Here is a 12,761-nt window from a genome sequence, read left to right as displayed (position 1 = left end):
CCCTAACGACACCTCTTAGAGACATTTCTCAGAATTCTGTCCCTAACGACACCTCTTAGAGACATTTCTCAGAATTCTGTCCCTAACGACACCTCTTAGAGACATTTCTCAGAATTCTGTCCCTAACGACATCCCATAACATACACTTCTCAAATAAAATCTATTATTTTAATGTTGGATCATCTTTTTTCATGACTTGTTTATATTTACTAAATGTTTCTTTATCATTTTTAGAAAATGCTTCGTTCATCATTTGTCTTTTTTCGGCTCTTCTTCTTCTATCTTTCTTTGTTTCTTTACGATCATATCTAAAGTTTAACGAAGTACCTTTTTTAGTAAATTCTTTCATATACATATATGATCCTGAATTATAAGCTGCTCTAATAATCATATGTCCTGCTACTGGAGATGTTAAATATAAGAACAGTATTGTTAATAATGTTCGGACACTAAAGTATTCTTGTGTCACTAAGAAATATATAAACACACCTGTCAAAGTAAGCAACACAGATAATGTAGAACTTTTAGTAGCGGCATGACTTCGAAGAAATGTATCTCTAAAGCGTACAATTCCTATCGCACTGATGAGCGCTGCTATTGAACCTAACAATATTGATAAAGCGGCAATTAAACTAACGATCTCGCTTAGATTCAAAGACACGACCCCCTTCTATGAAACGTGAAATACCTACTGTACTCAAGAAAGAAAGTATTGCGATAATCAAACTCGCTTCTAAATAACTGAATGTATCATAAATAATGCTTAATACCCCTACTACGGAAACTAAAATCGCACCGATTGCATCAAAAGCAATGACTCTATCCGCAGTAGTTGGACCTATGATCGTTCTGAGAAGTACGACAACAATGGAAATACCATATATAACAAGCGCTGTTTTGATAATTGCTAATATGATAAATGACATTATTTAAGCACCTCCCAGATTAGTTTTTCATATTTCTTAATTTGCTTCGTTAAAATTTCTTTTTCTTTATCTGAAATATCAATTGCATGTATAAAGAATCTTCTACCATCAGGTGAAAGTCTAAGCACGACGGAACCTGGTGTAAGCATAATAAGCAATGTTAACAATGTAATCGCCCAATCTTGTTTTAACGTTGTTTCATAAGTTACAAGACCTGGATTAACTTTGTTTGTTTTAAATAAAATATAATTGATTGTTGTCATACTTGAAGTCACAAGTTGATAGTTATAAACACATATAAACTTGAAGATTACCCAAACCTTTTTCAAGTAGAAGACATGTCCAAAGAATCTATGCATTAAATAAACAATAACGATACCAATGAGATATCCACCTACAAAGGTTGATAAATGAAATTTATCTTCATCTTGGAATAACGTCCATAAGAAGGCGATTAAAATATTTAATAACAACTGTGCCATTATTACTTCGCCTCCACTTCTACGTTTGGAATAATTTCTTTAATATATGACTGCTCATGTATGTTAAATTGTGCTGCCAATTCTGAAATGTTCAATACATATTGTGATGCTATACCTAATACGATAGTAGCTACTGTTAATATGATCATCGCATATAATTTATGTTTAGAAAGTGGTACCCTTTCAACTTTAGGAATATCGTTTCTACCGAAGTACATCACTAAGAATATTCTTAGTAAACTGTACATAGCGATGACACTTGTAATTACCATCACGATGACACCAATTGTATAACCATTATCTAAAGCACCTTTAATAATTAATAATTTCCCAGGAAATCCACTAAAGGGTGGTACACCACCGATTGATAATATCGTGATAAAGAATATAATCCCTAGACTCGGATAATATTTAATTAATCCACCAAATTGATCATAATATCTCGTGCCTGATAATAATACGAAAGTACCGATGATTAAGAATAGTAATGTTTTGATAATCATATCGTGACTGACATAGAATATTGCCCCTGTAATACCATCGCTATTATTCGCACTTAAACCGAGGACAGCAAATCCTATTGATAAAATAACTTGGTAAGCTGCAATCTTTTTAATATCTTTAAATCCTAATACACCGATACTACCGATGATCATTGTGATGATAGCCATAATATATAATAGGAAATGTGTAACTTCTGGCTTTTCATCGAACATCAACACCATAACTCTTATCAATGCATAGACACCCACTTTAGTCATAAGGCTGGCAAACAATGCTGCTAACTCAGTATTTAAAGCAGCATATGCTTTCGGCAACCACATAAACATGACTAAGGCTGCTTTACCACCAAAGACGAAAATCATAATAACTGCTACTAAAGTAACGGTCGTTGGTTGATTACTTTCAGTTATACGCATTGCAATGTGTCCAAAGTTCAAAGTACCTAAAGTTCCATATAAGTATGCTACACCCATTAAGAAGAACCAAGAACTGACAACGTTAATAACAACATAAATAACACTCGCTCTTAGTTGTTCGATAGATTGTCCAAGTGTTAATAATACAAATGATGCTAATAACATAATTTCAAACATAACGTATAAATTGAAGATATCTGCCGTTAAGAAGCTTCCGTTAACACCTGTTAATAAAAATAGTATAAAAGATGGCAAGAAATATCTATTTGCTACTCTTTCTCGTTTACCAAAACCAAAATATATAATAACTGTTACAACAAAACAAGAAACAGACGTAAATAGAAGTGCTAATTCATCTCCGACAAACTGTATACCATATGGCGGTTGCCAATCTCCAAAGTTAATAACAAGTACTTTATTTAAACTAACTTCTATAAGTAGCCATAACGAAATGATTGTTGTAATTGATAAACTCGTTATCGCGATTCGTCTTGTTAAAGCTAAACGTTCTTTAAAGAAGAACAATATTAATCCAGTAATTAAAGGTACGAGTAATGGTACTAATATTAAATTATTCATCTACATCTTCATCCTCACCGCGTAACGCCTCTATTCTATTTACTTTCGTCAACTTAAATGTTCTATATATAAGTACGAGTAAAAATGCTGTAACAGCAAAACCAATTACGATTGCTGTTAAGATCAATGCTTGAGGTAAAGGATCGACATAATCTTTTCCTTCTCCATTAATAAGTGGAACATTCTTTCCACCAAACTCGCTCATGGATAAAATCATTAAGTTTGCTACGTGTGTATAAATTGCTGTACCAATAACAATTCGAATTAAGTTCTTAGACAAAATCATATATGTTCCTACAAATGTGAGTACGCCTATTATAATAACTAGTATTAAATTCAACTGTTATCACCACTTATCGCAAGCATAATTGTTACAACTGCCCCTACTACAGTAAGTAGTATGCCGAGCTCAAAAAGTGTAACGCTTGATAAATGAATCTCACCTAACAACGGCCATGTCATATAGCCATCCTCATGTGTTAACATCGGATGTCCAAAGAACATTGGAATAATACCTGTACCAATTGAAATGAGACATCCAATAATCGTAACTGCTCTAAAGTCTAATGGCATTGATTGAACGACTGTTTCCACATCAAAAGCTAAAAACATTAAGATAAAAGCTGAGCTAAAGACGAGCCCACCTATAAACCCACCACCTGGGTTATCGTGACCAGCAAGAAAAATATAAAATCCAAACGTCAATATTATGAATATAGCAATTTTGGATATCGTTTCTAATACAACATCATTTTCTTTCATTTGGCTCATCCTTTCTTATCTTAAATTTAACTAATGTAAATATACCTAATCCTGCAATTAATATAACGATTCCTTCAAGCATTGTATCTAACGCTCTAAAGTCTCCTAGAATACCATTAACGATATTTTTAACACCTGCTAATTCGTAAGCATTATCATAGTAGAATGAAATTTTGTCGAACAGACTATCTTGTTGCATCATAATGACAAAGACCACAACAAATACTGCCATTAATAAAGCAATTGTTAATTTCACAATTTCACTCATAACGTTTGGTGTATCTTTCTGAACGTTTGGTAAATGATAGAACACTAATAAGAATAATACTGTCGTAATCGTTTCTATAACAAGTTGCGTTAAAGCTAAATCAGGTGCTTTCATAAATATGAATACGACCGCGATCGAATATCCGATGACACCATTTAAAATCGTCATTGTCATTCTCTCACGTATAAACATTAACGCTGTTGCTGTAATCACTATATTAATTAATATAATGATTTCAAATGTTGTCGCTTCAGTAATATGGTAATAAGCAATATCATAAATACCGACTTGATAAATACCATATCCCATAATGACAAAGAAGATTACATAAATAATGTGTAAATATTGATTCAATTTATTATTCATAATACCTTGAATTGAAAACGTACTGATACGATCTAATGCATCCATACCTTTTGTATATAGCGTATTGATTTCTAAGTTTTTAGAAATCTTACTATAAATAACATCCCATTTTGGCACGAGTATAAGAAGTGCCCCAATAATGTATATGCCAAGTGTTAAGAATAATTCTACTGTAAATCCGTGCCATGCTTTAATATGTGGTAAATGAGCCATAATCTCGCTATCGTGGAATATATCTCTTAATGCTGGACCAATTAAATATTCTCCTAATACATTCGGTACAAAGAAAATGATTGGAACAAACAATACGATAATCATTGGTGAGATTAATAACCCGCCTCCATCATGACGTGGTACTTTTGGTAATTGTTCTTTTTTAAGCTTACCGAAAAATGGTTCTTTAATGAGTTTAATACAATATACAAATGTAAATATACTGCCGACAAACCCAGCTAATATCATCACGGTAGACATCGTTTGATTAAAGATTTCTGTATGACCTGTTTCTACTAAACTCGTAAAGAACTTTTCTTTACTTAAGAAACCATTAAATAACGGAATACCTGCCATAGATAGTGCACTGATTGTCATGACAACTGCTGTTATTGGCATGATTGTTCTTAATCCACCAAGCTTTTTAACATCTCTTGTTCCTGTTTCATGGTCGATAATACCAACACCCATAAATAGAACACTTTTGAAAATCGCATGGTTAATTAAATGGAATAATGCTGCAAATAAACTCGCTAAAAAGATTTCATTATCAGCTTTAAAATTACTATTTAATGCTAATAGCCCTAAACCGATCATCGTCATAATCATACCGAGCTGACTGATTGTTGAATAGGCAAGCATTGCTTTTAAATCTTTCTTGTTAACTGCAAAGAATGAACCGACTAATAACGTCACTAAACCGATAGTAACAACTGTATAAACGACCCATGTACTTTGACCGATAATTGGTGTAAATCTTAATAATAAATATAATCCTGCTTTAACCATTGTTGCTGAATGTAAATAAGCGCTGACAGGCGTTGGTGCTTCCATAGCATCTGGCAACCAAATATGAAATGGAAATTGTGCAGATTTCGTAAATGCTCCGAGTAAGATTAAAATGACTGCAAGTACAAACCATGGTGATTCATAAATTTTATCAATCATACCGACTTGTTCAGTAATTGTATTCGTACCCGTAATGCTGTATAGCAAAATCAATCCTACTAACATTGCCATACCGCCAAACACTGTAATTAAAAATGATTTCAAAGCACCGTCTTGACTCTTTCTACGTTGATACCAATATGAAATGAGCAAGAATGAAGAAATACTTGTTAACTCCCAAAATGTATATAACAATATCGTATTATTTGAAAGTACGACACCTAACATTGCTAACATAAACATTAACAAATACGTATAAAATCTTGGAAGATTCTCTTTTTCATGGGAAAGATAATAAATGGCATATAAGAAGACACCTGCACCAATTAATGAAATAAGTAGTGCAAAAATTAAAGATAGACCATCTAAACGTAAATCTAAATTAACATCGACAAGTGGAATCCACTCTTTGAAATAAGTAATACTTTGGCCAGCATATATCGTCTTAATTTGACTTAAGAAATATATGGAACTTAGAACTGGCGCAATTAAACTTAGCCATCCAGCAAATCGGCTAAACTTTGTATTCATCGTCATGAGCACGATTGACATCACAACGATAATCATTAAAAACAGCCATATTAAAGCCATACATTAACCCCTTTCTCTCTATATATTAAGTTCAATTGTCGTTTCTTTTTTTATAGTTGTGACATCAATGAATTTTAATGTTTCTATTAAAGACTGATGTCCAAGGTATTTTTGAATAATCGAAACTGATACCCCTGATTTGAAGGCATGATATGCAAAAGTCTTCCTTAACGAGTACAATCCGATATTCTTCAACCCTACTTCTTCAGCTGCAACATGTATAATTCGATAAGCTTGTTGTCTTGATAATTGTTTTTTTGTTTTGATGGACATAAAAACAAAGTCATCTCTTTTTAATCCTTCTTCATAAATAAAATTAGATAAGCTCGATCTCAAATGTAACGGTATAACGACTTTAATTAAATCCTGTTCATCATTTATCCAATCTTGCTTTATATCATTGTCCTCATCAAATAAATCTTGGACTGTTAAATTAAGTAGCTGGTTTACTTTCATACCCGTATGAATAGCTAAGCTAAACAATAAATAGTCTCGTTCACTATGTGATTTCAATACTTCATACATTGCTCTAATGTCATCTTTATTCTTAATTGGAGATACTTGTTGCATAAATTTGGTCCATCCTTCCTAATTAAGGTACATATTAATAATAATATATATTTGAGTAACATGAAAGTAATTTATACATTTTTTTGTCGTTTTTACATACTTATTTCGATATATAAAGTGAAAGGAGGTTTTAATTATGGAAACAGTTAAAGACATCAACATTATTTTATTGCATCAGTATTTAGATGAAGCTTCTAAAGTAAAAACTGTTCAACGTAAATTTAATGCAATTAATTTAAACGTTACACCAGAACAAGTTAAAACTTTTAAAGGCATTATCGAAACATTAAGTGACGAGAAATTTAAAGATGCGTATATCGTCAAAACAATACAGATAGAAAATTAATGCTATCTAAAAACCATTTAGGAGGTGAAAATATGAAAAGAGTATTGGAGTTAACATTCAAAACATCATTAGATAAGACATTTACATTACAAATTCAAAATCCAAAAGCAAACTTATCAAGCGATATCGTTGAAGATGCAATGAATAAAATTATGAAGCTTAACTTATTTAACTTAAACAAAGGTGAGCTCGTATCAATCCATTCTGCACAATATATCGAGCGCAGCACACGACAATTGATTAAATAAGTATTCTATAGCAACAGAAAAGGCAAGGACATAAATTTTGTCCTTGCCTTTTTTCTTATATATCTTTAACGAGTGTTTCGTATTTTTCTTTATGTTCTGCATCCATAAAGTAGTAAACTTTTCTTTCGTCGAGATTACTTCTATATTTATCGATTAAACCTTTTCTATATAATTTTGCTAAGTTTGTACCAATATTAGAAGGTCTTGTTTTTAATTCTAAAAGCTTTCCACTTAGAATTTCTTTGATTGTAATTTCTTTTGCAGTGTATATTTCTTCTAAAATAATGAAGTCAACGAGTGATAATTTCTTTTCATTTTTTAAAGTTGTTACTTTATTTTCATAGTCGATCATTTGTTGAATAGTTTTGTTGAATGTTTCTATCAAGTAAAGCCCTCCCAATTTAATTTTTCCCGATTTTTAATAGTTCACAACACACAAATTTCATTAATTATTATTTTAACGCGTTTTAAATTCATATTTTGATTAAATCGATTAACATATTTGATTTATTATAAAGTATCTTCTCCATTTTATTAAATTAGGTAACATTTACATACGATTTTTGATATCATATTGTTAAATAAATAAATATAATGACAGATTTTGATGTTTTATTCCATAATTTGTCTTTATTGAGAGGTGATTATTTGTACAACTATAAGATTTCACTACATAAAGAAAGTATCATTAATCCGAAATTACTCGGATATGGCGCTTTATGTTTCGTTTTAGAAGGTCATACAGAACTTACTTTAAATCATACGACTTATGAGTATAATGTTGGTGATTTATTTTATCTTCAAGATAACGATAATTATTTACCTATTATTAATAATGGGTTGGTCGCTATACTTCATATTAGTTATGCCATGATGGAAAATTTAAGTGGAGAAGAGGCATTTGTCTTTAGAATCCCCCGTACTTCGAAGACTAATGAATTAGATAGATATAAACATGAAATTAAAGATTTATATATTAGAGCTATTCTTGCAAACTTAACAAACGTCAAAATTAGATGCAGTAATTACGTTGTTGAAATTTATAAAATTATGTTTGAACGTTTTCAAGTGGATACTAAAAATTATGGTCATATTGAAATAGAACTCAGCAGCCTTATTTATAAAGTAAAACAATATATTGATCAAAATTATCACGAAAGATTATCACTTAATAGTGTCGCGAGTCATTTTTATATTTCTCCTGAACATTTATCTAGAGAATTCTCTAAACAAATGGGGACAACATTCATTCAATATTTAAAAGAAACAAGACTTTTTCAAGCGACATATGCATTACTGTTCACACAGTTTAAAACCGAGCAAATTGCAAACAGTCATGGTTTTTCTAGTTATCATAACTTTAATAGACAATTTAAAGAGCAGTTTCATGTAACGCCTAATCAATACCGACTACAATATAGACGTCATAAAAAAGATAAAGAAAATGCAGTGATTTCTAACGAAGAAAAAGCTTCATTGATTTCAAAATTACAAAAATTGATGCATAATAAATCGTTTGTTCATGAATATAAAAGAATGGCCTTTAGTGATGTACCTTTTAAGACCCTCTCAGCAAACCATAAGACATATTTACATGTCGGTGATGTTCATGATTTCTATACACCTTTTCTTGGGGAAATTTTAGAAAATGTAGAGAAAATGACGGATATGCCGATTATTGTTATTCACTGTTCTATGAAGACTTTCTTTGATACAGAACAACAAAATCATTATAAACAAAATTTAGCATTTTGTTTAAGTATGTTTTCAGATACGAGGATTATACCTGCCATAAAAATATATGATATTGATTATGACGACGACAACTTTAAAAACAACTGGCATGAATTAATAGATGCCATTTACAATTATTTTTATAACAAGAATGGAGAAATATTCTTTGATGTAGATTTTAGCGATATTCATCATGTTAAAAAGCAAATGAGAGAAACAAAGATAAAGTTACCTGATATACAAATTGGAATAAATGCGCCAAATCCATTTATGCATATATATGAAGAATTAGAGATTGATTTCTCGCAATATGAAGACATTGATGCTTTTGCATTAAGTTATAACTTTAACGACTTGTATAACTTAGATGAAATAAACAATTATGATATCGCAGACATTACAAACCAACATACGAAACAACTCATTCAAAATATGGCTTATTTAAAATCAAAAAATAAACATGTTATCCCAATGGAATGGAATATATTAAACGGTGATACGTATACTAGTAAAAGCTTTTATTTTAATGCGGCCATTATGTTAAAGCATTTAATGAGTATTACGAATTACATATCTGGTATAGGATTTTGGTTAATGGAAGAAGCCTCTGCTAAATATTCAGCTATCGAACAACCATTATCTTTGTATTTAAAATATCACTGTAAAAGTCCGACGAATTATTTATTATCTATTCTGAGTCATTTTAACGGTCATGAATTTTATGAAGGGCCAAACTATATTAAATTTGAAATTCACAATAAAATATTCTATTTATTATTTAACTATGAACTGTATCACCCGCATGATATCAACTATCAAAATAATATCGGAATTATATTATCTTATCGAGACATCCCATTTGATAAATTCAGAGTCACGAAAATTACTTTCGACCAAGACAATGGAAATATTTTTAAAGCGATTAGAAAATTAGATCATACTCATGGTAATTTGGATTTCTTAAATACAGTATTATTAGATAGATATTGTTCGCCAGATATAGAAATGGCAGATTATAATACAAATAAAATTGATGAAACTTATTTCTTAAAGACGAACGCTGTACAATTATTGATCGTACAGAATAGAGGATAGAGAAACACATATTCAAACAAACTTTATAAATATCCATAAAAAAATCTTGGGCATCGATTGATGTCCAAGATTTTATATTTAATCTAATTCTAAATTAGTACGATAGTTATCTACGACTTCTTTCTTGCTTGAATCGCTAGGTACGAAATAATACAATCCATCATCTAGAATTGTATCTTGACCTTCTAATTGATTTCTATCAACATTATCTAATGCGTCACTATATTTAGATCTTAAACTATTGATTTGTGAAATTTTTAAATCTGTTTGAACATTATCACCTAATGTATCAAAGATTTGGTTGATTTTCGGTAATGAACCGATACTTACTAATTCATTTGCTAATGCTTGGATAACAAGTTGTTGTCTTTCTTGTCTACCAAAGTCTCCACCAGCACCATCTTCTTTTCTACTTCTAATAAATGCTAATGCTTCGTCTCCATCAAGCTTGTACTTTTGACCTTTAACATATGAATTACCTTTAACGGTAAATGTTGCATTACTTTTAACGGTTACGCCACCTGCTTGGTCAACTAATTCTTTAACACCATCCATATTAATCGTCGCATAATGGTCAATTGGTACATTCATTAATTTCTCTAAAGAATTAATGGCCATCTTCGGTCCACCATATGCATATGCATGGTTAATTTTCTCGACAGAATCTCTACCTACGATTTGAGCTCTCGTATCTCTAGGTACACTTACCATAACAGTCTTTTTCTTATCAGGATTGATAGATAATAATAAGATTGAGTCCGATCTTTCTCCTCCACCCGCTGCTGCTCTTGTTGAATCTGAATCTATTCCGAATAATGCGATAGATATCGGATCACCATTTGTATCTACTGCTTTCTTTCGTAATTCTGATTTATCTCTGTCTAATGGATTATGTATTGAATTACCTAATGCGAAGAATTTATAGACAAAAAATGCGATCACTAATAAAAATACGAGTAATAAAATAATGACGATTGTCGTTACTATTTTGAATGCTGTTGACTTCTTTTTCTTTGCAGAACGCTCATATTGGTTTGCCACGTGTTCTCAGTCCATTCTATTTTTTTCTTTATTATACATTTATTTATCTCATATTTCCATATTGAACATGATTCTGTACACAACTTAAATTTTATTTTAATAATTTAAAAATTTATACAAAGATTTCCTACTTATTTCTGGAAAATCTATACATTATATGATAGAGTATTCTTGTAAATCTACAACGTTACTTGTTTTTTAATTTTAATGACATATTAAACGGGAAAGAGGATGAGATTCGGCGATCTCATCCTCTCTTTTTTCGTCTATTTCTATTTGTTTTTGATTTAATAACTTTTGTTTCTATATTAAACGCATCTGGATATCTAATTCTTACAACTTCACCATAAAATAACCTTTGTTCTCCGTATCTTGTACATAAAGATAACTCTGGATAAACTTCTTCTACTTTTGCAATATAATTATATGACTTATCCCTTTTCAATACATCAATATAATAACCAGGTTTAATACCCTTATTTGTTCCTGCATTAATAATAAATGACGTATCATCTAATATTCTTATAATTTCCACTTGTTTCATAACTTCACGCTAACTTTCTTTAATTCTTAATATATGAAATGTGATGATAAGTGCTTAGAGGACTGTTATGTTCGTTTCATAGAGTTGAAGAATATTTATATAATTTGTCTTATGCCATTTCTTTTTCTTTAGGATATTTAAACTTTTTTGAAATTATTAATATCATTACATTACATATTTTGGCAATAGGTTTATTAGTTAAATTGTACTATTTTTTTATTATTTTTTCAATATAATACTTAATAGAAAGAGCATGGACAAATGTCCATGCTCTATTCTAGATACAATTCCACTGCATCTCTTGTTTTGCTCATCGTTACAACATGTTCATCATAATTTCTTGATAAATAACTATAGAAAAGAATATCTATTGTCATAAGTTGAGAAATAAGAGAACTCGTCGCTGCTAATCTTAAACTTTTTTCTGAACTTGCATCATGAATTAAATATATATCAGATTTTTTTGCTAATGTAGACTGCTCTGACTGTGTTAAACCAACTATTTTTACACCATATTTTCGAGCTACTTTGGCTAAAGATACCGTCTCATGATTCTCTCCTGAATTAGATATACCAATGAGTACACAACTATCACTATGTGAAGCAATGGCTGTAGCTAAAAAGTGTGTATCTAAAGAATGAATCACTTGCTTACCTATTCTAGTGAACTTCTGATATAAATCTTGAGCAACCAAACTTGAAGCACCGACACCAAATACGATAATCGTATCTGTATCGTATAATTGATCAACGACCCGCTCAATATTTTTACTCGAAATATTCTTTTCGGTCATTTCAAGTGTATGAGAAGCTCTTGTGATGAGTTTCTTACTAATTGAGTCGACTGTTTCATCTTGTTTAATTTCTTGATAAATACTTTGTTCATGTTGAGGTAAATATCTAGAAATCGCTAATTTCAAGTCTGTGAACCCTTTAAATTCAAGTTTATGGGTACATCTAATGACAGAAGCTGCACTTGTATTCGTTAATTTGCCAAGTTCTTTAGCGCTCAAGTTAATTGTTTTTTCTGGATGTTCAATAAAATATTCTGCAATACGTTTTTCATGTTTTGTTAAACGTGGCATTTGTTCTTTTATAAATATGAGTAAATGTTGATGTTCCATATGC

At 30.7% G+C, this 12,761-nt stretch carries 15 protein-coding genes; 3 read left to right on the top strand and 12 right to left on the bottom strand.

Annotated features, from left to right (window positions below; all coding sequences use genetic code 11):
- Positions 1-163 precede the first annotated feature (163 nt).
- Genes LQ673_RS14065 through LQ673_RS14030 form a run of 8 tightly spaced genes read right to left on the bottom strand, consistent with a single transcriptional unit; the run spans position 164 to position 6,625 of the window.
- Positions 164-655 (bottom strand): Na+/H+ antiporter subunit G, encoded by a 492-nt coding sequence (locus LQ673_RS14065; protein ID WP_025906003.1) that lies wholly within the window; start codon positions 653-655, stop codon positions 164-166.
- Positions 633-926: a monovalent cation/H+ antiporter complex subunit F gene (locus tag LQ673_RS14060; RefSeq protein WP_049320936.1), complete on the bottom strand. Its 294-nt coding sequence runs from the start codon at positions 924-926 to the stop codon at positions 633-635. Before LQ673_RS14060 ends, LQ673_RS14065 begins: the two co-directional genes overlap by 23 nt.
- Positions 926-1,408 (bottom strand): Na+/H+ antiporter subunit E, encoded by a 483-nt coding sequence (locus tag LQ673_RS14055; RefSeq protein WP_025906008.1) that lies wholly within the window; start codon positions 1,406-1,408, stop codon positions 926-928. Before LQ673_RS14055 ends, LQ673_RS14060 begins: the two co-directional genes overlap by 1 nt.
- Before the next feature lie 2 nt (positions 1,409-1,410).
- A complete protein-coding gene (locus tag LQ673_RS14050) occupies positions 1,411-2,907 on the bottom strand; it encodes a Na+/H+ antiporter subunit D (RefSeq protein ID WP_191836663.1) in 1,497 nt (498 codons plus the stop codon).
- Positions 2,900-3,247, bottom strand: a complete 348-nt coding sequence (locus tag LQ673_RS14045; protein ID WP_025906012.1) for a Na(+)/H(+) antiporter subunit C — start codon at positions 3,245-3,247, stop codon at positions 2,900-2,902. Before LQ673_RS14045 ends, LQ673_RS14050 begins: the two co-directional genes overlap by 8 nt.
- Positions 3,244-3,669, bottom strand: coding sequence for a monovalent cation/H+ antiporter subunit B (locus tag LQ673_RS14040; RefSeq protein WP_025906014.1), 426 nt, complete (start codon positions 3,667-3,669; stop codon positions 3,244-3,246). Before LQ673_RS14040 ends, LQ673_RS14045 begins: the two co-directional genes overlap by 4 nt.
- Positions 3,656-6,055: a DUF4040 family protein gene (locus tag LQ673_RS14035; RefSeq protein WP_191836662.1), complete on the bottom strand. Its 2,400-nt coding sequence runs from the start codon at positions 6,053-6,055 to the stop codon at positions 3,656-3,658. The genes LQ673_RS14040 and LQ673_RS14035 overlap by 14 nt, the downstream gene beginning before the upstream one ends.
- Before the next feature lie 18 nt (positions 6,056-6,073).
- On the bottom strand, positions 6,074-6,625 hold the full coding sequence (locus tag LQ673_RS14030; protein ID WP_191836661.1) for a tyrosine-type recombinase/integrase: 552 nt from the start codon (positions 6,623-6,625) through the stop codon (positions 6,074-6,076).
- 136 nt (positions 6,626-6,761) lie between these two features.
- Between LQ673_RS14030 and LQ673_RS14025 the strand changes: the two genes are divergently transcribed.
- Together LQ673_RS14025 and LQ673_RS14020 are read left to right on the top strand one after the other, a co-directional pair.
- Complete coding sequence (locus tag LQ673_RS14025) at positions 6,762-6,971, top strand: DUF1659 domain-containing protein (protein ID WP_025906021.1); 210 nt, start codon at positions 6,762-6,764, stop codon at positions 6,969-6,971.
- A 32-nt stretch (positions 6,972-7,003) separates the two neighbouring features.
- Complete coding sequence (locus LQ673_RS14020; protein WP_191836660.1) at positions 7,004-7,219, top strand: DUF2922 domain-containing protein; 216 nt, start codon at positions 7,004-7,006, stop codon at positions 7,217-7,219.
- A gap of 55 nt (positions 7,220-7,274) precedes the next feature.
- Here the strand turns inward: LQ673_RS14020 and LQ673_RS14015 are convergent, their stop codons facing one another.
- Positions 7,275-7,604, bottom strand: a complete 330-nt coding sequence (locus tag LQ673_RS14015) for a MarR family transcriptional regulator (RefSeq protein WP_025906024.1) — start codon at positions 7,602-7,604, stop codon at positions 7,275-7,277.
- A gap of 263 nt (positions 7,605-7,867) precedes the next feature.
- On the opposite strand from LQ673_RS14015, the gene LQ673_RS14010 reads away from it, so the two are divergent.
- Positions 7,868-10,048, top strand: coding sequence for an AraC family transcriptional regulator (locus tag LQ673_RS14010; RefSeq protein ID WP_191836659.1), 2,181 nt, complete (start codon positions 7,868-7,870; stop codon positions 10,046-10,048).
- 78 nt (positions 10,049-10,126) lie between these two features.
- Here the strand turns inward: LQ673_RS14010 and LQ673_RS14005 are convergent, their stop codons facing one another.
- The 3 genes from LQ673_RS14005 to LQ673_RS13995 all read right to left on the bottom strand — a co-directional run bounded on the left by LQ673_RS14005 (position 10,127) and on the right by LQ673_RS13995 (position 12,757).
- On the bottom strand, positions 10,127-11,089 hold the full coding sequence (locus tag LQ673_RS14005; protein WP_037589837.1) for an LCP family protein: 963 nt from the start codon (positions 11,087-11,089) through the stop codon (positions 10,127-10,129).
- 247 nt (positions 11,090-11,336) lie between these two features.
- Positions 11,337-11,633 (bottom strand): hypothetical protein, encoded by a 297-nt coding sequence (locus LQ673_RS14000; RefSeq protein ID WP_191836658.1) that lies wholly within the window; start codon positions 11,631-11,633, stop codon positions 11,337-11,339.
- 272 nt (positions 11,634-11,905) lie between these two features.
- Positions 11,906-12,757: a MurR/RpiR family transcriptional regulator gene (locus LQ673_RS13995; protein WP_191836657.1), complete on the bottom strand. Its 852-nt coding sequence runs from the start codon at positions 12,755-12,757 to the stop codon at positions 11,906-11,908.
- Positions 12,758-12,761 lie beyond the last annotated feature (4 nt).

The sequence above is a fragment of the Mammaliicoccus sp. O-M54 genome, assembly GCF_022386035.1.
Taxonomy (GTDB): Bacteria; Bacillota; Bacilli; order Staphylococcales; family Staphylococcaceae; genus Mammaliicoccus; species Mammaliicoccus sciuri_A.
The sequence above is the reverse complement of the archived record's forward strand: the minus strand, read 5'-3'. Positions and strand labels throughout refer to the sequence as shown.

Coding starts and splice junctions, on each gene's coding strand:
- LQ673_RS14050 (WP_191836663.1), bottom strand. CDS start 2,907: ATGAATAATTTAATATTAGTACCATTACTCGTACCTTTAATTACTGGA.
- LQ673_RS13995 (WP_191836657.1), bottom strand. CDS start 12,757: ATGGAACATCAACATTTACTCATATTTATAAAAGAACAAATGCCACGT.
- LQ673_RS14025 (WP_025906021.1), top strand. CDS start 6,762: ATGGAAACAGTTAAAGACATCAACATTATTTTATTGCATCAGTATTTA.
- LQ673_RS14035 (WP_191836662.1), bottom strand. CDS start 6,055: ATGGCTTTAATATGGCTGTTTTTAATGATTATCGTTGTGATGTCAATC.
- LQ673_RS14030 (WP_191836661.1), bottom strand. CDS start 6,625: ATGCAACAAGTATCTCCAATTAAGAATAAAGATGACATTAGAGCAATG.
- LQ673_RS14000 (WP_191836658.1), bottom strand. CDS start 11,633: ATGAAACAAGTGGAAATTATAAGAATATTAGATGATACGTCATTTATT.
- LQ673_RS14020 (WP_191836660.1), top strand. CDS start 7,004: ATGAAAAGAGTATTGGAGTTAACATTCAAAACATCATTAGATAAGACA.
- LQ673_RS14055 (WP_025906008.1), bottom strand. CDS start 1,408: ATGGCACAGTTGTTATTAAATATTTTAATCGCCTTCTTATGGACGTTA.
- LQ673_RS14040 (WP_025906014.1), bottom strand. CDS start 3,669: ATGAAAGAAAATGATGTTGTATTAGAAACGATATCCAAAATTGCTATA.
- LQ673_RS14060 (WP_049320936.1), bottom strand. CDS start 926: ATGTCATTTATCATATTAGCAATTATCAAAACAGCGCTTGTTATATAT.